Source organism: Marilutibacter maris (assembly GCF_003233695.1).
In the GTDB taxonomy this organism is placed as follows: Bacteria; Pseudomonadota; Gammaproteobacteria; order Xanthomonadales; family Xanthomonadaceae; genus Marilutibacter; species Marilutibacter maris.
Genome location: NZ_CP029843.1, coordinates 2,990,568 through 3,011,221, shown reverse-complemented (window position 1 = coordinate 3,011,221; position 20,654 = coordinate 2,990,568). Strand labels below are relative to the sequence as shown.

The window sequence follows — 20,654 nt, the reverse complement described above, 5'->3', positions numbered from 1 at the left end:
GGAGCGTGCGCGGAGCGCGCCGGCGGGTGCCTGCCACCGCCGTCACCGGCAACCGCCCGCGGTCGATGTGTGGGCGAGCAGGCGGCCGGCGAGGACATCGCCGAGCTCGCCGTCGGCGATCGCGGGCTGGCCGTTGACCAGCAGATGGACCACGCCGCGCGACGGTTCCCGCGGGCGCAGGTAGTCGGCGCGCGGTGCGTAGGTGTCCGGGTCGAACACCACCACGTCGGCGAAATGGCCCGGGCGCAGCACGCCGCGTTGTTCCAGTCCCAGCGTCCGCGCGCTCAATCCGGTCGAGCGGTGGATGAACTCGCCCAGGGTGAGCACCTTCTGTTGTCTGACGTAGGTGTCGTACTTCTTCGGGAAGGTCGCGTACTGGCGCGGATGGCCGTCGGATCCGTCGGAACTGGTGATCACCCAGGGCTGTCGCATCAGCAGGCGGATGTCGTCCTCGTCCATGTTGAACGAGGCCACCGATCCGGCCGAGCGCACGCCCGGTGGGCGCTCGTCGCCTTCGACGATACGCAGCGCCGCCGCGATCGGATCGATCCCCCAGCCGCGCGCGACCGCGTCCAGCCGCTGGCCCGTCCACGGGTGCCCGGCGGCGGTCAGCAGCAGCGAGCCGGCACCGCCGCGGCGACGCAGGTTGTCCGCCATCTCCGCGACGATCCTCGCCCTCAGGGCCGGGTCGCGCAGGCGCGCGAGCATCGCCGGACGGCCGCCGTCGAGGGCCCAGCGCGGCAGCAGCGCCGATTTCAGATTGGTGCCCGAGGCCAGCCAGGGGTACTGGTCGGCAGTGACCCGGATGCCCTCGGCGCGCGCGGACTCGACGATCGAGACCAGCTCGGCTGCCTCGCCGTGGACGTCCACGCCCAGCGCCTTGATGTGGGCGATGTGCACGGGCAGCCCGGCGCGGCGCCCGATCTCGATCGCCTCGCGGGTGGAGTCGAGCAGGCCCAGCGAATACGAGGATTCGTCGCGCTGGTGGGTGTCGTAGATGCCGCCGTGGCGACCCGCCTCGCGCGCGAGCGCGACGACCTCCGCGGTGCGGGAGAAGCTCTGCGGCGCGTAGAACAGTCCGGTCGAGAAGCCGAAAGCGCCCTCGCACATGGCCTTGTCCACCAGGGCGCGCATCGCCTCCAGCTCGGCGGCATCGGGTGCGCGGTCGGCCTCGCCGAGCACCGACCGCCGCACCGGGCCGAAGCCGACATAGGGGGCGAGGTTGGTGCCGACGCCGTGGCGGGCGAACCATTCGCGCTCGGCCTGGACGTCCGGGCTGCCGCCGCCGTCCACGCCGATCATCAGGGTCGTCACGCCCTGGTACAGCCACGGCGCGTTGCGACGCGTGCCGGGATCGTCGGCGCGCACGTAGGTCGCCGGGTGCGCATGCGCGTCGATGAAGCCCGGCGCGACCACCTGTCCGTCCGCATCGATCCTGCGGGTGGCGCGGTAGCGCCGTTCCAGCGCCGGTCCGACCGCGACGATCCGATCGCCGCGGATCGCCACATCGAGCCGTTGCGGTTCGACGCTTTCACCGTCGTACACCGTGCCGCCGACGATCAGCAGGTCGACGTTCCGTCGCGCGGGAGCGGTGGTGGCGCATGCGCTCAACGCGATCAGGAGGCAGCCGGCCTGCAGGGAACGACGGAGCGTGCGGTGGGGACGGGTGCGATGGGTCAAGAGCGGGAATCCATTGGGAGAGGGCGGAGACGGCTATCCCCAGAAGCCGGGCGACGGAGGCAGCAGGAGGCCGTGCCGGAAGCGCGCGCCGTCGGGATCGTCCTCGCGCAGCCACCAGGGGCCGTCGAGGTCGATGAAGTCGGCGCGCGGCGCCAGTCGCAGCGCCGGTGCGATGCCGAGAGAGGAGCACACCATGCAGCCGACCATGATCTGGAAGCCGGCCGCGCGGGCGGCATCGAGCAGCTCCAGCGCCTCGGTCAGACCGCCGGTCTTGTCGAGCTTGATGTTGACCGCCTGGTAGCGCGTGGCGAGCCGCGGCAGGTCGGCGGCGACGTGGCAGGACTCGTCCGCGCAGATCGGGCGCGATGGCGAGAAACCCTCCAGCACGTAGTCCATGTCGGCCGGCAAGGGCTGTTCGAGCAGGGCGACGTCGGCCCGTTCGAGCAGCGGCTGCATCCGGCACAGCAGCTTGTAGTCCCAGCTCTCGTTGGGGTCGACGATCAGTCGCGCGTCCGGCGCCCCGGCGCGGACCGCGGCGATCTGCGCATCGGGCGCGGTGGCGTCGACCTTGACCTTAATCAGCGGCGCGTGGGCGACCGCCTCGGCGGCGGCGCGCATCCTCGCGGGGCTGTCGATGCCGACCGTGATCGCGGTGACCAGATCGCGCGGCGGCTCGATCGCGTTGCCGCCACCGCGTCCGGCCTCCAGGTCCCACAGCGCCGCGTCGAGCGCATTGCGGGCGGCGCCGGGGGGCAGCAGGGCGCGCAGCTGTCCACGGTCGGCACCGGCTTCGAGTTGCGGCCTGGCCCGTTCGATCTGTTCGAGCACCGAGTCGATGGTTTCGCCGTAGCGCGCGTAGGGCACCGATTCGCCGCGTCCGCAGCCATCGCCGTCGTGCAGTCGCACCTCGATCACCTCGGCCGAGGTCTTGACCCCGCGGGAGATCCGGAACGGTGCCGCCAGCGGCCGGCTGCGATGCGCGGCGCTCAGTCGCCGAAGCATGACTGCACCCGGTCGACGATTCGGGAAACGCCCATCGAGACGGGATCCTGGCATGGCAGGTCGAAGGCGACTTCGATCGCCCGGCACACGTCGCGGGCGTCGTCGGCGCCGAGTCGCGACGTGTTGAGGGCGACGCCGACGACCTGCACGGCGGGGTTGGTCAGGCGTGCGGCCGCCAGATTGGCTTCCAGGCAGGCGCGCAGGTCCGGCAACGGCTGTCCCGGCAGTCCGCGCATGTGCGCGCGGTTGGGCTCGTGGCACAGCACCAGGGCGTCGGGCTGGCTGCCGTGCAGCAGGCCGAGCGAGACGCCGGCATAGGAGGGATGGAACAACGAGCCCTGGCCCTCGATCAGGTCCCAGCCGTCGTCCTCGCGCGGTGGCGAGATCCACTCGGCGGCGCCGGAGATGAAATCGGCGACCACCGCGTCGATGGGGACGCCGCCGCCGGCGATGAAGATGCCGGTCTGGCCGGTGGCGCGGAAATCGGCGGCCAGGCCGCGACGACGGAACTCCTGCTCCAGGGCGAGGGTCGCGTACATCTTGCCGACCGAGCAGTCGCTGCCCACGGTCAGCAGGCGACGCCCGGCGCGGGGACGGCCGCTGCCCACCTGCAGCAGCGGGGGATGGCGCGCATCGAACAACTGCAGGCCATTGCGGTTCGCGGCGGCGACGATCGGCGCGCAGCTGGACAGGCGCTGGTGCAGCCCGGAAGCGACGTGCATGCCGTTGTCCAGCGCGGCAACGATGTCGTCGACGGTGTCCGCGTCCATCAGCCCGCCGGCGTTGGCGACGCCGACGATCATGGTGTTCGCGCCGTTGGCGCGGGCCTGGGCGAAGTCCATGTCCGCAAGCCCCACCGTGGTCCGGCATCCGGACCGGCGGTGCTGGCCGATGCACCATTGCGGCCGCCAGTGCGCCAGGCCGCGCGCGGTCTTGGCCGCCAGCTCATCGTGGGCATTGCCCAGATAGAGCAGATAGGGCGGTCCCCAACCGTTCGGAGGGTGTTGGACCGGTGGGTGTGCGGAGCTCGACGTGGCGGCCTCGGAGGAGGTGGCGGACATGACGTTGGCGGAAGTGTCCATTCGCGTGTGCGGAGTGTGGAGAGGCCGCGGCAGGGCGCTGTCGGGCATGCCGCGGGCGTGCGATTCACCTTAGGTAGCGGTCGCCGCCGGCACCAATGAAAAGGCACCGCCCACGCATAACGGCGGGTTATGCGTGGGCGCTGCGGTCCGGGACCGCGCCGGCGGCGGGCCCGCGGCGGTTGGCGGTATGCTCGGGGGCGTGTGGATCACGCCGGTACCGGAGGTTGCAATGCGCCGTATGCTCGTCACGTTGTCCCTGCTCTCATCCATGGTGATCGCGATGAACGTCCAGGCCGAGGAGGCGACGACCGCCAGGACCGCCCTGGTCATCCACGGCGGCGCCGGGTTCGTGCCGAAGGACGCGCTCAGCGAGGAGGACCGGCGCGAGGTGCATGCGACGCTGAACCGCGCACTGGATGCCGGCAATGCGGTATTGGCGGGCGGTGGCGCCGCGCTGGATGCGGTCGAGGCGGCGATCCTGGTGCTGGAGGAGTCGCCGCGCTTCAACGCCGGCAAGGGGGCGGTGTTCAATGCCGTTGGCGGTCACGAACTCGACGCTTCGGTGATGGAGGGCCACACGCGCCGCGCCGGCGCGGTCGCCGGCGTGAGCACCGTGCGCAACCCGATCCGGCTGGCCCGCGCGGTGATGGAGCACAGCCCGCACGTGATGATGGCCGGCGCCGGCGCCGAAGCCTTCGCCGATTCGCGGCCGGAGATCGAGCGGGTCGAGAACGCCTGGTTCGATACCGAGCACCGCCGTCGCGCGCTGGAGAAGGCGCAGGAGAGGGAAGCGCGCGACCGCAATGCGGGAATCGACGACGGCGACGAGGGGCCGGCCTATTTCGGCACCGTCGGCGCGGTCGCGCTGGACGCGCACGGCCATATCGCCGCCGGCACCAGCACCGGGGGCATGACCAACAAGCGCTTCGGCCGGGTCGGCGACTCGCCGGTGATCGGCGCCGGCACCTGGGCCGACGACCGCTGCGGCGTCTCAGGCACCGGCTGGGGCGAGTTCTACATCCGCAATGCGGTCGCCCACGATATCTGCGCGCGGGTCGCCTATCGCGGCGACAGCCTGGCCGAAGCCGCCGACGAGGTGGTCAACCGGATCGTTCCCGCGGCGGGCGGCGACGGCGGCGCGATCGCGCTGGACCGCGACGGCAACATCGCGATGCCGTTCAACAGCGGCAGCATGTTCCGCGGCTGGATCGGGCCGGACGGCACCCGCGGTACCGCGATCCACGAGGCCGACGACGACCGCTGAGCGCCGCGCCGGCCCGGAGGGGCGGGCCGGGAGCGGCGGGTGTGCCGGCCGAGCGGGCGGGCGTTCGGCCCCGGTAATGTCCGGCTGTGGCAAAATCGTGCGCTGTGCCGGATTCCGGGCGCGGCCATCGTGCCGGTTCCGGTCCGGCGCCGGCATCCCGCGGCCATGACCCGGCCGGAGGCCTGATCCAGCGCTTCCGGCCGACTTCGCACGCGTCGCGGTCGCGCCGGTCCACGGCTTCCTCCATCCAGCGAGACCCACGATCCATGGCCGATGAATTCGGACACCTGCCGCGGCGCCCCAGCCGCATCTTCAAGGCCACGATCTGGTCGATGCAGGGGCTCAAGGCGGCCTGGCTGCACGAATCCTCGTTCAGGCTCGAGGTCTATCTGTTCGTGGTCCTCGCACCGCTGGGCTGGTGGCTTGGTCACGGCCCGCTCGAGCGGGCGCTGATGATCGGTTCGATGATGCTGGTGCTCAGCGTCGAGCTGCTCAACTCCTCGATCGAGGCGGTGATCGAACGCTTCGGCGACGAGCACCACGAGCTGGCCGGGCGCGCCAAGGACATGGGCTCGGCGGCGGTGTTCGTGGTGATGATGAACGTGCTGCTGGTCTGGGGCGCGATCCTGGCGCCGCGGCTGTTCTGAGCCGCCCCCATTCCGACCGGCCGCCGGCGGCCGTAACCCGACAGACGCAGGAACCTTGCGGTGATTGAACTACTGACCGATCCGAACGCCTGGATCACCCTCCTGACCCTGAGCGCGATCGAGATCGTGCTGGGCATCGACAACCTGGTGTTCATCTCGATCGCGGTCAGCAAGCTGCCCACGCACCGGCGCGAGGTCGCGCGCAAGTTCGGCATCGCGGTCGCCTGCGTCACCCGCATCTGTCTGCTGCTGACCCTGGCCTGGCTGGCGGGGCTGACCCACGATCTGTTCAGCGTGTTCGGCCAGGGCATCTCGGTGCGCGACCTGGTGCTGATCGTCGGTGGCGGCTTCCTGCTGGTGAAGGGCACGATGGAGATCCGCGACCTGATCGCCGGCGAACCCGAGTCCGACGACGTCCATACCCGTCCGGCGGCCTCGTTCTGGATGGTGATCGCGCAGATCGCGGTCATCGACATCGTGTTCTCGCTCGACTCGGTGATCGCCGCGGTCGGCCTGGCCGACCAGCGCGTGATCATGGTGTTCGCGATCCTGCTGGCGGTCGGCGTGATGCTGCTGGCGGCGCGTCCGCTGGGCCAGTTCATCGACAACAATCCGACCATCAAGATGCTGGCCCTGGCCTTCATCGTCCTGGTCGGCGTGTACCTGATCGCCGACGGCCTGGAGATGCATATCCCGCGCGGTTATATCTATGGCGCGATGGGCTTCTCGGCCCTAGTCGAGTGCCTGAACCTGTGGGCCAGGCGTGGCAGCGAGCGCCGTGTCCTGAGCGATTGAGCCGTAGGCTCCGGTCGGCTCGGGCCGGCCCCGTTGGCAGGCCGTTGCGGGTGGCGTCCGCCGCCGCCGTTGCGCCGCGGGCGCCACGGTGGTGCAATCGGCGCACCGTCGTGCTTCGAGGAACCGTCATGGAACTGTCGCGCTCCCGCCCTTCGTTTCGGGGCCTGCCGCTGAAGTGCCTGCTGTTGGCGCTGCTCGCCTCGTTGCTCAGCGGCTGTGGCTACAACACCATCCAGGAGAAGGACGAAGCGGTGACCGCGGCCTGGTCGCAGGTGCTCAACGTCTACCAGCGGCGCGCCGACCTGGTGCCGAACCTGGTCGCGACGGTGAAGGGCTACGCCGCCCATGAGGAGCAGGTGTTCACCCAGGTCACCGAGGCGCGCGCCAAGGTCGGCAGCATCAACATCGACGCCGCCGACCCGGCCTCGATCGAACAGTTCCAGCAGGCCCAGGGCCAGTTGCAGAACGCGATCGGCCGGCTGTTGCTGGTCAGCGAGAACTACCCGCAGCTGAAGGCCGACCAGAGCTTCCTGCAACTGCAGGCGCAGCTGGAGGGCGCGGAGAACCGGATCAGCGTCGAGCGCCAGCGCTACATCCAGGCGGTGCAGGACTACAACACCTACATCCGCCGGTTTCCGGTCAACCTGACCGCGATGATGTTCGGCTACGAGCCCAAGCCCAATTTCAGCGTCGAGAACGAGGCCCGGATCCAGCAGGCGCCGACGGTCGACTTCGGCGACGGCAGCGGCGGCTGATCGCCGGTGACGGGGCTGCGCGCATGGTTGGGAGCCTGGCTGCTGGCGGCCGTCGCGCTGCTGTGGACGGTACCGGGCCTGGCCCAGGCGCTGGCGCCGATTCCGCCGCTGGATTCGCCGGTGGTCGACACCACCGGCACCCTCGATGCGGCGGCCCGCCAGTCGCTGGAGGCCCGGGCGCTGGCGCTGCAGCAACGCAAGGGCAGCCAGTTGCAGGTGCTGATGGTGCCGACCACGCAGCCGGAGGACATCGCCCAGTACGCGGTGCGGGTGTTCGAGACCTGGAAGCTGGGACGCAAGGGCGTCGATGACGGCGTGCTGCTGGTGGTCGCCAGGGACGACCGGCGGGTGCATATCGAGGTCGGCTATGGACTGGAGGGAGCGATCCCGGACGCGACCGCGCACCGGGTGATCCAGGAATACCTGGTGCCGCGCTTCCGCGCCGGCGACTTCGCCGGCGGCGTCGGCGAGGCCAGCGCCGCACTGGCCGGCCTGATCGACGGCGAGCCGCTGCCGGCGCCGATGGCGGACGCCCGGCCGCGCGCGGACAGCGACGGCGACAACGACTACTGGGCGATCGCCTTGTTTGTCTCGCTGTTCGTGGCCCAGTTCGCGCGCGGCCTGTTCGGTCGCCTGCCGGGGCTGGCGCGCGGGGTGATCGGCGGCGGACTGTCCGGCCTGGTGGCCTGGATGTTCTCCTCGATGCTGCTGATCGGCGCAATTGGCGGCCTGATCGGATTCTTCATCGGGCTGCTCCCCAAGGGTGGTGGTCGCGGCGGCCGGTTTGCCCGCGACAGCGGTTGGGGCGGCTTCGGTGGCGGCGGTGGAAGCTGGGGCGGCGGCTCTTCGGGCGGTTCCGGCGGCGGTTGGTCCGGTGGCGGCGGCATGAGCGGAGGCGGCGGCGCCTCCGGGAGCTGGTGAACCATGGCCCGTCTGCAACGCCTGCTCCGTCACCTGTTCGCGCCGTCCTCGCGGCGTCGGTTCCCGGCCGACGCCCTGCAGCGGATCACCCGGGCGATCGTCGACGGCGAGCGCCGCCACCGCGGCGAGGTCTGTTTCGCGGTCGAGGCCGGGCTGCCGGCGGCCATGGTCTGGCGCGGTGTCGACGCCCGCGACCACGCCGCCGACGTGTTCGCACGGCTGCGGGTCTGGGACACCGAGGCCAACAACGGGGTCCTGCTGTACCTGCTGCTGGCCGATCATCGCATCGAGATCGTCGCCGACCGCGGTTTCGACGGCCGGGTCAGCGATGCGCAGTGGCGCGGTGTCTGCCAGCTGATCGAGACCCGGCTGAAGGCCGGCGAGCACGAGGCGGCGGTGGTGGCCGGCATCGAGGCGCTGTCGGAACTGGTCGCCCGGCATTTCCCGCGCGCGGAGGGCGATGCCGATGTCAACGAGCTGCCGGACGACCCGCACCTGCTGTAGGCGCCGTCGCGGCGCTCCCGCGTGAACGGCGCGCGGGCGGGTGTTCCCGATCCACGTCCACGGTCGGGCACAATAGGGGCCCCGCCGCCGACCGGAGTCCGCCGTCCGCATGATCGTCCTGCACCAGATCGATCCGATCGCCTTCGGGCTGGGTCCGCTCAAGGTCCACTGGTACGGCATCATGTACCTGCTCGGCTTCCTGACCGCGTGGTGGCTCGGACGCCTGCGCATCCGCGCCGGCCGCCTGCCGGGGGTCGATGAGCAGGGCTTCAGCGACCTGCTGTTCTACGCGATGATCGGCGTGGTGCTGGGTGGGCGCCTGGGCTATGTGTTCTTCTACGGGTTCTCCGAGCTCCTGCAAGACCCGTTGATGCTGTTCCGCATCTGGGAAGGCGGGATGAGCTTCCACGGCGGCCTGGTCGGGGTGATGGCGGCGGCGCTGTGGTGGGCGCGCCGCAACGGCCTGCATTTCTTCGACGTGATGGATTTCGTCGCCCCGCTGGTGCCGCCGGGCCTGGGGTTCGGACGGCTGGGCAACTACATCGGCGGCGAGCTCTGGGGCAAGCCGACCGGCGCCGACTGGGGCGTGGTGTTCCCGCACGCGCTGCCGGAGCAGTACGCCAACCTGCCGCTGGAGCAGCTGCGCGCGCTGCACGCGAACGGCGCCCTCGACGCCTTTGCCCGCCATCCCTCGCAGCTCTACCAGGCCAGTCTGGAAGGGCTGGCGATGTTCCTGCTGCTGTGGTGGTTCTCGCGCCGTCCGCGGCCGCGCTACGCGGTGGCCGGCATGTTCGCGCTGCTGTACGGCTGCTTCCGCTTCCTGGTCGAATTCGTGCGCGTGCCGGACGTGCAGCTGGGATACCTGGCCTTCGACTGGCTGACGATGGGGCAGGTGCTCAGCACCCCGCTGATCGCGCTCGGCCTGTTCTGGCTGTGGCTGTCGCGACGCTCGCCGACCCTGCAGCCGGTCCCGCCGACGACCAAGGAGTAGTTCCGATGCGCGCCTATCTCGACCTGCTGCGTCACGTCCTCGAACACGGCACCGACAAGGGCGACCGCACCGGCACCGGTACCCGCAGCGTGTTCGGTTGGCAGATGCGTTTCGACCTGTCGCAGGGCTTTCCGCTGGTCACGACCAAGAAGCTGCACCTGCGCTCGATTGTCCATGAGCTGCTGTGGTTCCTGCGCGGCGACACCAACATCGCCTACCTGAAGGACAACAAGGTCTCGATCTGGGACGAATGGGCGGATGCCGACGGCGAACTCGGTCCGGTCTACGGCCACCAGTGGCGGCACTGGGGCGGCGACAAGGAGGGCGGCATCGACCAGATCCGCTGGGTGGTCGAGGAGATCAAGCGCAATCCCGATTCGCGCCGGCTGATCGTCAGTGCCTGGAACGTCGCCGACCTGCCGCGGATGGCGCTGATGCCGTGCCACACGATGTTCCAGTTCTACGTGGTCGACGGCAGGCTCAGCTGCCAGCTCTACCAGCGCAGCGGCGACATCTTCCTCGGCGTGCCGTTCAACATCGCCAGTTACGCGCTGCTGACCCACATGGTCGCGCAGGTCTGCGAGCTGGAGGTCGGCGATTTCGTGCACACGCTCGGGGATGCGCACCTGTACTCGAACCACTTCGAGCAGGCCCGCGAACAGCTCGCGCGCGCGCCGCGCGCGCTGCCTCGGCTGGCCTTGAATCCGCAGGTCCGCGACATCTTCGGGTTCGACTACGACGACATCGCGATCGAGGGCTACGACCCGCATCCGGCGATCAAGGCGCCGGTCGCGGTCTGACATCCGCGGGTACCGGTGGCGTCCGCCTACCGATACCGGCATCCATCGCCACAGGGGAGGCGAACATGCGCACCACACCCGGAAACGACTTCCTGCGGCGGACCGCCGCACTGCTGTTGTCGGTCGCGGCGGCGGCGCCGGCGCTGGCCGGCAATCGCGCCTACGAGGCATCGCTCGACCGCTATTTCGAGCTGACCTATGGCACTCGGCTCGCGGCGGTCGACGTCGACCGGCTGGTCGAGGACTTCCGCGCCAAGATGGCCGGGAAGCCGCAGACGCAGAGTTGTCCCGCGCTGAAGCGTGCGATGGACGACTTCGCCGACAACGAGTTCCGCGACGCCGTGCAGGGCTACTTCGGTTCCGGTGAGCTGGAAGCGCAGATCAAGGACGTGCTGCGCCGGCGCTTGTCCCACGAGGACCTGGAGGCCTTCATCGCCTTTGCAGACAGTCCGGCGGGTGCGGCCTATCTCCGCAACAGCCAGGCCGCCGACAGCGACGTCCAGGCCACCCTGAAGGCTTCGCATGAGCAATTGATGAGCTCGCCGGCGATGAAGAAGCTGGTGTCGGACATGGGGGCCAAGGTGTTGCCGGTCATGCTCGAATGCCAGAACTGAGATCGCACCGGGTGGAGCGCGGGCGATGACCGGGCTGGTCCTGGTCGCCGCGCTCGACCGCAATCATGTCATCGGTCGCGGCAACGAGTTGCCGTGGCGGTTGCCGGCCGACCTGAAGCGGTTCAAGGCGCTGACCCTGGGCAAGCCATTGTTGATGGGACGCAAGACCGCCGAGTCGCTCGGACGTGCGCTGCCGGGACGACGCAACCTGGTGCTGACCCGCGGCGGCCGGGTGCCGTTCGAGGGTATGCAGGCGGTCGCCAGCGTCGAGGAGGCGCGTCGCCTGGCCGAGGCCGATGGCGCCGACGCGTTGTGCGTGATCGGCGGCGGCGAGGTCTATGCGTTGTGCCTGCCGATGGCGGAGCGGATGTGCCTGACCCACGTGGATGCGGCGGTCGAGGGGGGCGATGCGTTCTTCCCGCGGTTCGATCCGCTGGCGTGGCGGGTGCTGGCGCGCGAGGCGCACCCGGCCGATGCGCGGCATGCGCACGCCTTCGAGTTCGTCGACTACGTACGGATCTGAGCGTGCGGGGCTGAGCATTCGGTTCCGAGCGCGCTGACCCTGGCGTCCGGCGTCAATGCGGCGGCGGACGATAGTGGCCGTTCAAGGTATACGCGAACAGCACGTTTTCCTCGCGGGTGCCGTGGCCGACGTTGTGGATGATCAGCGGCACGCCGTCGCTGCCGCGCCGGTCCGAAACGATGCCGATGTGCGGCAGGCCGCTTCCGGGCAGGCGCCAGCTGACCAGGTCGCCGGGCCGATAGTCCCCGGCACGCGCCCGCAGCGGCAGCGACCAGCCCTGGCGTTCGAACCAGCGCTCCAGGTTGGGCACCCGGCGGTGGTCGATGCTGCGGTCCGGGCGCCGCAGCCCCCAGCGTTGCGGATAGGCGTCGAAGTGCGCGCGCATGTCCTCGTGGACCGCCTGTTGCAGGTCCAGGCCCTCGGCGCGCAAGGCCCGCACGACGACGTCGCTGCAGACGCCCCGGTCCTCGGCGACATCGCCACCGGGGTAGTCGAGGGCGACATAGGCGGGATCGTAGAGACGGGTGCGACCGATCCGCGCCCGCGCGGCCCGCACCCTGGGCGGGGCCTGGGCTTCGGAACGCGCCGGGTCGCTGGCGGGCGGTTGGCGGGCTTCGCCGACGGTGGCCGTCGCGGGTGCGACCTCGGGCACCGGGTCGACCGGTGCCGCGCCGAATGGCGGCAGCCGGATCGCGATCAGCAGTGCGGCGAGCGTGATCATCGCGCCGATGGCCGGCCACACCCATCGCCGGGGTGCCGCGTGCCGACCGGAGCCGCGCGCGGGCACCCGCTCAGCGCCGCTGGCCGTTGCGCGGCTTGGACTTGTGCCGCTGCCTGGGCGGGGCCGCAGGCTGGTCGCGGCCGGGCACCTGGACCAGGTTCAGGCCTTCGCAGTCGAGCTGCAGCGCGGTCAGCTTGCCGCCCCAGACCGCACCGGTGTCGATCGCGTGCACGCCATAGCCGATGAACAGGCCCAGCGTCGACCAGTGTCCGCAGACGATCCTGAGATCGCGCTCGGCGCGACCCGGCACCTCGTACCAGGGATAGAGACCGGCCTGCTGGGTGCCCGGGACGCCCTTGTCCTCGAACGAGATCCGTCCGCGCGGCGTGCAGTAGCGCAGGCGGGTCATCACATTGATGATCGCGCGCAGCCGGTCGTTGCCGGCCAGGCGCGGGTTCCAGGCCGGGCCGTCGCCGTACATCGACCTCAGCAGCCGGCCGTACTGGTCGCCGTGCAGCTTGTGCTCGACTTCGCGGGCGTGGCGCTCGGCCATCGAAACCGTCCACTTCGGCGCAAGCCCCGCGTGCACCATCATCCAGCCCAGCTCCCGGTCGACGTGGCAGAGCTTCTGCATGCGCAGCCACCCGAGCAGGGCGTCGCGGTCCTCGGCCAGCACGATCCTCTGCAGGTCGGGGTTGACCTTGCGTTGCTCCTCCTCGCTGCGCTGGCCGATCGCCAGCAACGACAGGTCGTGGTTGCCGAGCACGACGACGGCGTGTTCGCGCAGGGAGTGGACCAGCCGCAGGGTTTCCAGCGACTGTCCGCCGCGGTTGACCAGGTCGCCGCAGAACCACAGACGGTCGCGGGCGGGGTCGAAGGCGATCTTATCCAGCAGCCGCTGGGTCGCGTCGTAGCAGCCCTGCAGGTCGCCGATGGCCCAGATACTCATCGCAACATGGCCCCGGTCAGTGCAGCGTGCGCGGCACGGTCAGGGTAAAGGGCGGAATCGGCGCGTCGAACTGGGTGCCGTCGTCGGCGAGCATGCGGTAGTGGCCCTGCATCGTGCCCAGATCGGTTTCCAGCATCGCGCCGGAGGTGTATTCGAAGTCCTCGCCGGGACGCAGCCAGGGCTGCTCGCCGACCACGCCGTCGCCCTCGACCTCCTGGACCTTGCCGTTGGCATCGGTGATGACCCAGTGCCGGGCAAGCAGGCGCGCGGGCACCGTGCCGCGATTGCGGATGTGGATGGTGTAGGCGAAGACGTAGCGATCCTGTTCGGGCTCGGACTGGTCGTCCAGATAGCGGGTCGCGACTTCGATGTCGAGGGCGTATTCGGCGGGGCGATTCATGCGGACAGTGTACCCGGCACGGGCCGGGCGGGCGGGTCTTGCGGGCGGTGGGAATCAGGAGGCCAGGGCGTTGGCGAGACGCACGAAGTCGGCGACCTCGAGCTGTTCGGCGCGCAGGTCCGGACGGATGCCGGCGGCCTCTATCCGTTCGCTGTCGCATTGCTGCGAAAGCGCGTTGCGCAGGGTCTTGCGGCGCTGGCCGAAGGCGTCGCGCACGACCGCCGCGAACCGGGCCGGGTCGTCGATCCCGATCGTCTCGGGGGCGCGTGGCAGCAGCCGCACCACCGCCGAATCGACTTTCGGCGGCGGACGGAACGCCCCGGGAGGGACGCTGAACAACGGCGTCACCTCGCAGTAGGCCTGCAGCATCACGCTGAGCCGTCCGTAGGTCTTGCTGCCGGGGCCGGCGGCCATGCGGTCGACCACCTCCTTCTGCAGCATGAAGGTCATGTCGCGGATCACCGCGGCGTGCTCCAGGGCGTGGAACAGGATCGGAGAGGACAGGTTGTAGGGCAGGTTGCCAACCAGGCGCAGCGGGCCCTCCTCGCCGGCCAGCGCGGTGAAGTCGACCTCCAGCACGTTGCGGTGGATCACCCGCAGGGTGCCGTGCTCGCGCGCGGCCTCGGTCAACGGAAAGATCAGGTCGCGATCGAACTCGATCACGGTCAGCCGGCCGTGCGCGTCGAGCAGCGGAAAGGTGATCGCGCCCTGGCCGGGGCCGATCTCGACCAGGCGGTCGTCGGGCTTCGGATTCACCGCCCTGACGATGCGATCGATGATCCCGCGCTCGTGCAGGAAGTGCTGGCCCAGCGACTTCTTGGCCTCGGCGGAAAAGCCCTTCGATGGCGCCCTTGCGGGATCGGTGGAGTGGCGTCGGCTCATCGGTTCGGGACTCGGGACAGGGGCGTGCGCGGCATCGTGCGGCGACGGGCGATCCGCGCGCAGGCATCGGCGGCGGCGAACAGGCTGGAAGGATCGGCGCGGCCGCTGCCGGCCAGGTCGAGCGCGGTGCCGTGGTCGACCGCGACGCGCGGGTAGGGCAGGCCGAGGGTGATGTTGACCGCCTGCTCGAAGCCGCTGTACTTGAGCACCGGCAGGCCCTGGTCGTGGTACATCGCCAGCACCGCGTCGTAGCCACGCAGCTTGCCGGGCAGGAATGCGGTATCGGCCGGCAGCGGACCGATCAGTCGCATGCCCTCCTCGCGCAGGGCCGCCAGCAGCGGTTCGATCACCTCGATTTCCTCGGCGCCGAGATGACCGGACTCGCCGGCGTGCGGATTGAGGCCGAGCACGGCGACGACCGGGTCGGCCAGGCCGAAGTCGTCGTGGAGGGCGCGGTGGACGATCCGCAGGCTGCGTTCGAGCGCGGCCGCGGTGATCGCATCGGGAACCTCGCGCAGCGGCAGGTGGGTGGTCGCCAGCGCGACCCGGACGATGTCGTTGGCCAGCATCATCACCACTTCGCAGCCGGCCTGCGCGGCCAGCAGCTCGGTGGTGCCGGTGTAGGCGATGCCGCCCTCGTTGATCACCGCCTTGTGCACCGGCCCGGTGACCAGGCCGTCGTGGTCGCCGGCCAGGCAACTGGCGGCGGCGCGCTCCAGTGCGCCGATCACCGCCGCCGCGTTGCGGGCGTCGGGGGCGCCGGGCGTGGCCGGCACCGCATTGGGAACCTCGACGATCGCCAGCTCGCCCGGGGTCGCCGGACCTTCGCCGGGGGCGGTCAGAGTCAGCGGCAGTTCCAGTCGCGCGGCCGCCTCCCGCAGGCTGCGGGCGTCGGCGAAGGCGGTCAGTCGATAGTCGCGCGGGCGCTGGGCGAGGCGGACGCACAGTTCCGGCCCGACGCCGGCCGGCTCGCCCGGCACCAGCGCGAGCCGGGGCAGGGCCATGTCAGCCGCCGCTGGCGGCGTCGGCCGTCTGCGGGCCGACCCGCAGGTCGACGAAGGCCTCGCCGCGCAATTCGCGCAGGAAGCGGTTCCACTCGTCTTCCAGCTTGCGCCGGCCGATGGTCTCGGCGACCTGGTTGCGGCGGTTCTGGTCGGTGACGTTGGTCTGGCGGCTGCCGGTGCGCTCGACGATATGCCAGCCGGTCGAGGTACGGAACGGCGCCGATACCTGGCCGTCGGCGAGACGGGTGACCTGGCCGCCGAATTCGAGGCCGAAGGCGTCGGCGCTGAACCAGCCCAGATCGCCGCCGCGGGCCTTGCTGTTGAGATCCTGCGACTGCTCGCGGGCGAGGGTGTCGAAGTCGGCGCCGCCGGCCAGGCGCGCGGCGAGGGTGTCGATCTCGGCCTTGGCCTCGGCGTCGCTGTTGTTCTCGTCGACGCGGATCAGGATGTGGCGCGCCTTGTACTGGGTGACCATCTGGTCCGGAACCGCGCTGGCGTCGCGGGTTTCGACCATCTGCAGCAACTGGAATCCGCTGGGGCCGCGCAGCGGTTGGCTGACCGCGCCCGGCGACATGTCGCGGACCATCTGCATGAACGCGTTCGGGATCTCGTCCAGGCTGCGCCATCCCAGATCGCCGCCTTCCAGCGCGTTGGGGCTGTCGGAATAGCGCACCGCGGCGGCGGCGAAGTCCATCTCGCCACGGTCGAGCAGGGCCTTGATGCCCTCGATCTTGCGTTGCGCGGTCTCGATCTGCTCGGGGGTCGCGCCGTCGGGCAGGGCGACCAGGATGTGGGCGAGGTGGTACTGGGCGCCGCCGGACTGCTGGGCCTCCATCGCCGCCTCGATCTCGGCGTCGCTGACCGAGACCCGCGACTGCGCGTAACGCTGGCGCAGCTTCTGGATCATCAGTTCTTCGCGGACCGATTGCCGGAACTCCTCATAGGAGGTGCCGTCGCGGGCCAGCTGCTGGCTCAGCTGGTCGATGCTGATGCCGTTCTGGCCGGCGATGTTGGCGATCGCGGCGTCGACTTCCTGGTTGTTGGCCCGGACTCCGGTGCCCTCGGCGCGCGCGACCTGGAGCTTGACCAGGACCAGACGCTCGAGCACCTGCCGTTCCAGCACCTCACGCGGCGGCAACTGGCCTTCGCGGCCGCCGTACTGGGCGAGGATGTTGGCGATCGCGCGCTCGAGCTCGCTGCGCAGGATCACGTCCTCGTCGACGATGGCGGCGATGCCGTCGATCGTCTGTCCCTGTATCGGCGCCTGGGGCGTCTGCTGGGCCTGGACGGACGAGGTGAACATGGCCGCGGCAAGGGCACAGGCAAGGTATTTCTTCATAGGATCGGATCGGGCGAGGAGTCGACGTTGTCGTCGGTGATGAGGGACGGAGGGACCAGGTACAGGTCGTCTCGGTCGTAGCCGAGAATAGCACGGCGCAGTTCGCGCTCGGTTTTCTGGCCGGCCGAGCCCAGGCCCTTGAGCTCGAACTCAAGGCGCAGCGAATCGTCGAGGTCGCCGTCGCGGTTGCGGACGTAGCGGCGGGCGACCAGGCGCACCGCCAGGCAGCAGCTTTCCCACTGCACGCCGGCGATCGACTCCAGCAGTTTGTCGTCGAGCAGCGAGTAGTAGTAGCGGCCGACCACGCTCCAGTTGTGGTCGATCGGATACAGGAACGAGAAGTCGACCTGCTCCAGCAGGTCCTCGCGGGTGGTCGGGTTGCGCCGGTAGCGGTAGCCGAGGTTGACCACCCCGGCCTCGCCGATCAGGTAGCGCAGGCGCAGGCTGGCCAGATCCTCGCCGCGGAACTTCGGGTCCCACTGGTAGCCGACGTTGATGTTCCAGCGGTCGCTGGGCGAGACGCTGACGTCCGCGATCCAGGCCGACTTGCCCTGTTCGATCGGGCGCTCGCCGCCGAGGGTGGTGCGGACATCGTCGAAGTACTGGATCTGGCCGATGCTGGCCGACAGCCGCTCGCGACCGTCGTCCTCGCTGATCAGGCGGGTGGTCAGCGCGGTGGTCAGCTGGTTGGCGTCGGTCTGGCGGTCGGCGCCGGTGTAGCGGTTGTCGCGGAACAACTGGCCCCAGCTGTAGGTCATCGCGGTGGTGTCGAACCGGGGCAGGTCGGACTGGTCGCGGTACGGCGCGTTGAGGTAGTAGATCCGCGGTTCCAGCGTGTGCAGATAGCGCTCGCCGCGGATCGTGGTGCTGCGGTCGAAGTAGACCCCGGCATCGAGCGAGGCGATCGGCAGGCTGCGACTCGGGGAGTCGTTGCGGAATCGCGCGATCAGGTCCGGAGTCACCGTCCCGCCGGTTTCGTCGGCGAAGGCTTTTGCACGATCGGTGGCGATGCTGTCGGCGAGGTTGGCGTCGAGGCCGTACGAGGTGTAGCGCCAGGCCAGGGTCGGGCGCAGGAACCAGCTGGCGCCTTCCAGCGGCATGCTGATGTAGGGCTTGAAGTCCAGGCGGCTGCCTTCGTCGCGCACATCGTGGCGGAACTGCACCGCCTCGGCGGACAGTCCGGCCTCGAACCAGTTGCCGAACGGCTGCGACCAGTTGAAGTTGGCACGCGGCAGGCGGTCGTAGCGCAGATTGCGCTCCGGAACGGTGTAGTCGGTCAGTTGCTGGTGATCGGCCATCAGGCCGGCATCCCAGTAGCGGCCACGTCCGTACAGGCCGATGGTGCTGGTCATCTGATAGGACGAGCGGCCGAACAGGCTGTTGCTGAAGTCGTCCAGATAGTGGGTGTCGCTGACCCAGCCGAGGTTGGCGCGAGCCTGCCAGCGGCCGCCGAACCAATCGCCGAGGTTGTGGTTGGCCTTCAGCCGGAGCAGGCCGCGGTCGTCCTCGGGCAGGGTCGCGCCGGCGATCGGATTGCCGTTGTCGTCGCGCAGGTAGCGGTCCGGCTCGCTGCCGGGCAGCTTGTCGTGCGGCATCCATTCGCCATAGAACTCGCCGCGGCCGCCCGGGTACAGCCAGCGGAACTCGGTGCCGATCATCGCGCCGCGCTCGGACATGATCCGCGGCGTCAGGGTGGCGTCGTAGTTGGGCGCGAGGTTGAGGTAGATCGGCTGCTTCCAGTCAAGCCCGTTGCGCCCGGACATCGAGATCGACGGGTACAGCAGGCCGGTGCGGCGGCGGTCGTCGATCGGGAACATGAACCACGGGACGTACAGGATCGGCACGTCGTGGATCTTCACCACCGCATTGCGCGCCACCGCCATGCCTTCCTCGGTGTCGATGTCGATGCGCTGGGCCTTCAGCTGCCATTGCTGGTCGTCGGGATCGCAGGTGGTGTAGGTCGAGCCGACCAGCGAGCCCTGCGCGCCGTGCAGGTCGATCCGCTCGGCGCCGCCGTTGCCGCGTCGTTCGGTCAGCTGGTACTGCAGGTCCTGGATGCTGTGGCGGTCGGCGTTCTGGTCGCCTTCGGCACGCTCGGCGAGGATCCGCATCCCCGAGTCCTGGTAGCGCACCCCGCCTTCGGCGACGTACTGGCCGCTCTCTTCGTTGTAGCTGAGCACGTCGGTGTGCAGGAACTGGTCGCCGCGGCTGAGTCGGACGTTGTCCTGGACGACGATGTTCTCGCCATCGCTCTCGCGCGACAGGCTGCCGCCCTCGATGTCGGTCGGCGCGTTCGGCCGGTCGGCCGCGGTCGCGTCGGTCGCGGGCGCATCCTCGAACGGCGGCACGGCGTCGCCGACCGGACACAGGCTCCAGTCTTCCTGTTCCTCGGCCGCCATCGCCGGCAGGGCGAGGGCGATGCACAACGAAAGCGGGAGCAGCTGGAGGGTCTTGCGCACGCGGCCTTCCATATTCAGAGACGAAAGCGGTCGCTAGCTTGCCGCATCGGCGATGCCGGCGGCAACGCGGGAGCGGTCCGGGGGCGGTTCGTGTTCATTTTGGTCGCCTCGGCGTCGATGCCCTTGTTCAGGTTCGCGGATCAGCCGCCATGGCCGATCAACTCGCGGACATGGGCGACGCTGCACTCGCGCAGCGCGTCCAGATCGTAGCCGCCCTCCAGCATCGACACGATCCTGCCGTCGGCGTGACGGTCGGCGACCGCGCCCAGCTCGGCGGTCAGCCAGGCGAAGTCGTCGGCCTCCAGCTCCAGCTGCGCCAGCGGGTCGAGACGGTGGCCGTCGAAGCCGGCCGACACCAGCACCAGTTGCGGCCGGAAGCCGGCCAGTGCCGGCAACAGGCGTTCGCGCCAGACGCTGCGGAAGGCCTCGCTGCCGCTGCCGGGCTGCAGCGGGGCGTTGAGGACATTGCCGATGCCGCGTTCGTGGACGCGGCCGGTGTCGGGGTAGAGCGGCATCTGGTGCGAGCTCAGATACATCACCCGCGGGTCGCTTTCGAAGATCGCCTGGGTGCCGTTGCCGTGATGGACATCGAAGTCGACCACCGCGACCCGGGCCAGACCGTGGCGTTCGCAGGCGTGCGCGGCGGCCACGGCGATGTTGTTGAACAGGCAGAAGCCCATCGCGACCGAGCCGGTGGCATGGTGGCCGGGCGGACGTATCGCGCAGAAGGCGCGCCGGGTCGACCCGCCCATCACCGCGTCGACCGCGGCGATGCCCGCGCCCGCGGCATGCAGGGCCGCTTCGGCCGAGTCGGGTCCGAGCAGGGTGTCGGGGTCGAGCGGGGTCGGTTCGGTCACCGGGGTGTCGAGCACCAGGGCCAGCAGGGCGTCGTCGTGGACCCGCAGCAGCTGGCCGCGGCTGGCGCGCGGCGCCTCTTCCCAGGGCAGTTGCGGGAACGCCCCGCGCAGCGCGTCGGTCACCGCGCTCAGCCGGGACGGCCGTTCGGCATGGCTGGCGCCGGGATCGTGGCGGAGGCAGGCGGGGTGGGTGTACAGGCGCATCGGCTCAGCGCGGGGCGCGTGGGCGCCAGGCCATGTTCATGTACGCGTCGCCGCGGCGCAGTTCGTCGAGCATCTGTTGCAGGCGCCTGCTGCGGGTGTCCTCGCGCCGGGTGCGGGCGATCCAGCCGAGACAGTCGTTGCGCTGGCAGGCGGGGCGTGCGCGATGGGCGTCGAGCAGGCCCCTCTCCCGCAGCGCCGCGAGCACTTCGGCGGGCATCGGGTCGAGTTCGCGCTTGAGGCCGCCGGCGGTCGCCATGCCGA

At 70.2% G+C, this 20,654-nt stretch carries 22 protein-coding genes; 10 read left to right on the top strand and 12 right to left on the bottom strand.

Features of this window, described 5'->3' with window-relative positions:
• Nucleotides 1-42 precede the first annotated feature (42 nt).
• Genes C9I47_RS13410 through dgcN form a run of 3 tightly spaced genes read right to left on the bottom strand, consistent with a single transcriptional unit; the run spans nucleotide 43 to nucleotide 3,764 of the window.
• Nucleotides 43-1,680, bottom strand: a complete 1,638-nt coding sequence (locus tag C9I47_RS13410; protein WP_223250138.1) for an N-acyl-D-amino-acid deacylase family protein — start codon at nucleotides 1,678-1,680, stop codon at nucleotides 43-45.
• A 33-nt stretch (nucleotides 1,681-1,713) separates the two neighbouring features.
• Nucleotides 1,714-2,682 carry an N-acetyl-D-Glu racemase DgcA gene (dgcA, locus tag C9I47_RS13405; protein WP_111267192.1) on the bottom strand — a complete coding sequence of 323 codons (969 nt, stop codon included), beginning with the start codon at nucleotides 2,680-2,682 and terminating at the stop codon, nucleotides 1,714-1,716.
• On the bottom strand, nucleotides 2,667-3,764 hold the full coding sequence (dgcN, locus tag C9I47_RS13400) for an N-acetyltransferase DgcN (RefSeq protein WP_223250137.1): 1,098 nt from the start codon (nucleotides 3,762-3,764) through the stop codon (nucleotides 2,667-2,669). The genes dgcA and dgcN overlap by 16 nt, the downstream gene beginning before the upstream one ends.
• A 229-nt stretch (nucleotides 3,765-3,993) precedes the next feature.
• Between dgcN and C9I47_RS13395 the strand changes: the two genes are divergently transcribed.
• The 10 genes from C9I47_RS13395 to C9I47_RS13350 all read left to right on the top strand — a co-directional run bounded on the left by C9I47_RS13395 (nucleotide 3,994) and on the right by C9I47_RS13350 (nucleotide 11,578).
• A complete protein-coding gene (locus C9I47_RS13395; protein WP_111267190.1) occupies nucleotides 3,994-5,028 on the top strand; it encodes an isoaspartyl peptidase/L-asparaginase in 1,035 nt (344 codons plus the stop codon).
• Between the two features lie 266 nt (nucleotides 5,029-5,294).
• Nucleotides 5,295-5,675 carry a diacylglycerol kinase gene (locus C9I47_RS13390; RefSeq protein ID WP_111267189.1) on the top strand — a complete coding sequence of 127 codons (381 nt, stop codon included), beginning with the start codon at nucleotides 5,295-5,297 and terminating at the stop codon, nucleotides 5,673-5,675.
• A 60-nt stretch (nucleotides 5,676-5,735) separates the two neighbouring features.
• Nucleotides 5,736-6,470 (top strand): TerC family protein, encoded by a 735-nt coding sequence (locus C9I47_RS13385; protein ID WP_111267188.1) that lies wholly within the window; start codon nucleotides 5,736-5,738, stop codon nucleotides 6,468-6,470.
• A gap of 128 nt (nucleotides 6,471-6,598) precedes the next feature.
• A complete protein-coding gene (locus C9I47_RS13380; protein WP_111267187.1) occupies nucleotides 6,599-7,225 on the top strand; it encodes a LemA family protein in 627 nt (208 codons plus the stop codon).
• Nucleotides 7,226-7,231: 6 nt separating this feature from the next.
• Entirely contained in the window at nucleotides 7,232-8,146 is a 915-nt protein-coding gene (locus C9I47_RS13375; protein WP_407067481.1) for a TPM domain-containing protein, read from the top strand.
• A 3-nt stretch (nucleotides 8,147-8,149) separates the two neighbouring features.
• Complete coding sequence (locus tag C9I47_RS13370) at nucleotides 8,150-8,650, top strand: TPM domain-containing protein (RefSeq protein ID WP_111267185.1); 501 nt, start codon at nucleotides 8,150-8,152, stop codon at nucleotides 8,648-8,650.
• 109 nt (nucleotides 8,651-8,759) lie between these two features.
• Nucleotides 8,760-9,641, top strand: a complete 882-nt coding sequence (lgt, locus tag C9I47_RS13365; protein ID WP_111267184.1) for a prolipoprotein diacylglyceryl transferase — start codon at nucleotides 8,760-8,762, stop codon at nucleotides 9,639-9,641.
• A 5-nt stretch (nucleotides 9,642-9,646) separates the two neighbouring features.
• Complete coding sequence (locus C9I47_RS13360; protein WP_111267183.1) at nucleotides 9,647-10,441, top strand: thymidylate synthase; 795 nt, start codon at nucleotides 9,647-9,649, stop codon at nucleotides 10,439-10,441.
• Between the two features lie 65 nt (nucleotides 10,442-10,506).
• A complete protein-coding gene (locus tag C9I47_RS13355) occupies nucleotides 10,507-11,055 on the top strand; it encodes a DUF2059 domain-containing protein (RefSeq protein WP_111267182.1) in 549 nt (182 codons plus the stop codon).
• 25 nt (nucleotides 11,056-11,080) lie between these two features.
• Nucleotides 11,081-11,578, top strand: a complete 498-nt coding sequence (locus tag C9I47_RS13350; RefSeq protein ID WP_111267181.1) for a dihydrofolate reductase — start codon at nucleotides 11,081-11,083, stop codon at nucleotides 11,576-11,578.
• A 52-nt stretch (nucleotides 11,579-11,630) separates the two neighbouring features.
• Here C9I47_RS13350 and C9I47_RS13345 read toward each other — a convergent pair whose 3' ends face one another.
• The 9 genes from C9I47_RS13345 to C9I47_RS13305 form a co-directional block, all read right to left on the bottom strand.
• Nucleotides 11,631-12,299 (bottom strand): DUF1287 domain-containing protein, encoded by a 669-nt coding sequence (locus tag C9I47_RS13345; RefSeq protein ID WP_111267180.1) that lies wholly within the window; start codon nucleotides 12,297-12,299, stop codon nucleotides 11,631-11,633.
• 70 nt (nucleotides 12,300-12,369) lie between these two features.
• Entirely contained in the window at nucleotides 12,370-13,248 is an 879-nt protein-coding gene (locus tag C9I47_RS13340) for a symmetrical bis(5'-nucleosyl)-tetraphosphatase (protein WP_111267179.1), read from the bottom strand.
• A 16-nt stretch (nucleotides 13,249-13,264) separates the two neighbouring features.
• A complete protein-coding gene (apaG, locus tag C9I47_RS13335) occupies nucleotides 13,265-13,648 on the bottom strand; it encodes a Co2+/Mg2+ efflux protein ApaG (RefSeq protein ID WP_111267178.1) in 384 nt (127 codons plus the stop codon).
• A 54-nt stretch (nucleotides 13,649-13,702) separates the two neighbouring features.
• Nucleotides 13,703-14,530 carry a 16S rRNA (adenine(1518)-N(6)/adenine(1519)-N(6))-dimethyltransferase RsmA gene (rsmA, locus tag C9I47_RS13330; protein ID WP_111267177.1) on the bottom strand — a complete coding sequence of 276 codons (828 nt, stop codon included), beginning with the start codon at nucleotides 14,528-14,530 and terminating at the stop codon, nucleotides 13,703-13,705.
• Nucleotides 14,527-15,534: a 4-hydroxythreonine-4-phosphate dehydrogenase PdxA gene (gene pdxA / locus C9I47_RS13325; protein WP_111267176.1), complete on the bottom strand. Its 1,008-nt coding sequence runs from the start codon at nucleotides 15,532-15,534 to the stop codon at nucleotides 14,527-14,529. The genes rsmA and pdxA overlap by 4 nt, the downstream gene beginning before the upstream one ends.
• Before the next feature lies 1 nt (nucleotide 15,535).
• Complete coding sequence (locus C9I47_RS13320) at nucleotides 15,536-16,873, bottom strand: peptidylprolyl isomerase (protein ID WP_111267175.1); 1,338 nt, start codon at nucleotides 16,871-16,873, stop codon at nucleotides 15,536-15,538.
• Nucleotides 16,870-19,332: an LPS assembly protein LptD gene (gene lptD / locus C9I47_RS13315; RefSeq protein WP_407067480.1), complete on the bottom strand. Its 2,463-nt coding sequence runs from the start codon at nucleotides 19,330-19,332 to the stop codon at nucleotides 16,870-16,872. Before lptD ends, C9I47_RS13320 begins: the two co-directional genes overlap by 4 nt.
• A 140-nt stretch (nucleotides 19,333-19,472) precedes the next feature.
• A complete protein-coding gene (locus C9I47_RS13310) occupies nucleotides 19,473-20,393 on the bottom strand; it encodes a histone deacetylase family protein (RefSeq protein ID WP_111267173.1) in 921 nt (306 codons plus the stop codon).
• 4 nt (nucleotides 20,394-20,397) lie between these two features.
• Nucleotides 20,398-20,649, bottom strand: a complete 252-nt coding sequence (locus tag C9I47_RS13305) for a YdeI/OmpD-associated family protein (protein ID WP_190238511.1) — start codon at nucleotides 20,647-20,649, stop codon at nucleotides 20,398-20,400.
• Nucleotides 20,650-20,654 lie beyond the last annotated feature (5 nt).

What these genes read in the sequence shown, in the direction of transcription:
- apaG (WP_111267178.1), bottom strand. Translation starts at nt 13,648, where the DNA reads ATGAATCGCCCCGCCGAATACGCCCTCGACATCGAAGTCGCGACCCGC.
- C9I47_RS13305 (WP_190238511.1), bottom strand. Translation starts at nt 20,649, where the DNA reads ATGGCGACCGCCGGCGGCCTCAAGCGCGAACTCGACCCGATGCCCGCC.
- C9I47_RS13360 (WP_111267183.1), top strand. Translation starts at nt 9,647, where the DNA reads ATGCGCGCCTATCTCGACCTGCTGCGTCACGTCCTCGAACACGGCACC.
- dgcA (WP_111267192.1), bottom strand. Translation starts at nt 2,682, where the DNA reads ATGCTTCGGCGACTGAGCGCCGCGCATCGCAGCCGGCCGCTGGCGGCA.
- C9I47_RS13355 (WP_111267182.1), top strand. Translation starts at nt 10,507, where the DNA reads ATGCGCACCACACCCGGAAACGACTTCCTGCGGCGGACCGCCGCACTG.
- C9I47_RS13345 (WP_111267180.1), bottom strand. Translation starts at nt 12,299, where the DNA reads ATGATCACGCTCGCCGCACTGCTGATCGCGATCCGGCTGCCGCCATTC.
- C9I47_RS13350 (WP_111267181.1), top strand. Translation starts at nt 11,081, where the DNA reads ATGACCGGGCTGGTCCTGGTCGCCGCGCTCGACCGCAATCATGTCATC.
- C9I47_RS13310 (WP_111267173.1), bottom strand. Translation starts at nt 20,393, where the DNA reads ATGCGCCTGTACACCCACCCCGCCTGCCTCCGCCACGATCCCGGCGCC.
- C9I47_RS13390 (WP_111267189.1), top strand. Translation starts at nt 5,295, where the DNA reads ATGGCCGATGAATTCGGACACCTGCCGCGGCGCCCCAGCCGCATCTTC.
- pdxA (WP_111267176.1), bottom strand. Translation starts at nt 15,534, where the DNA reads ATGGCCCTGCCCCGGCTCGCGCTGGTGCCGGGCGAGCCGGCCGGCGTC.
- dgcN (WP_223250137.1), bottom strand. Translation starts at nt 3,764, where the DNA reads ATGGACACTTCCGCCAACGTCATGTCCGCCACCTCCTCCGAGGCCGCC.
- C9I47_RS13320 (WP_111267175.1), bottom strand. Translation starts at nt 16,873, where the DNA reads ATGAAGAAATACCTTGCCTGTGCCCTTGCCGCGGCCATGTTCACCTCG.
- C9I47_RS13340 (WP_111267179.1), bottom strand. Translation starts at nt 13,248, where the DNA reads ATGAGTATCTGGGCCATCGGCGACCTGCAGGGCTGCTACGACGCGACC.
- lgt (WP_111267184.1), top strand. Translation starts at nt 8,760, where the DNA reads ATGATCGTCCTGCACCAGATCGATCCGATCGCCTTCGGGCTGGGTCCG.
- C9I47_RS13370 (WP_111267185.1), top strand. Translation starts at nt 8,150, where the DNA reads ATGGCCCGTCTGCAACGCCTGCTCCGTCACCTGTTCGCGCCGTCCTCG.
- C9I47_RS13395 (WP_111267190.1), top strand. Translation starts at nt 3,994, where the DNA reads ATGCGCCGTATGCTCGTCACGTTGTCCCTGCTCTCATCCATGGTGATC.
- rsmA (WP_111267177.1), bottom strand. Translation starts at nt 14,530, where the DNA reads ATGAGCCGACGCCACTCCACCGATCCCGCAAGGGCGCCATCGAAGGGC.
- C9I47_RS13380 (WP_111267187.1), top strand. Translation starts at nt 6,599, where the DNA reads ATGGAACTGTCGCGCTCCCGCCCTTCGTTTCGGGGCCTGCCGCTGAAG.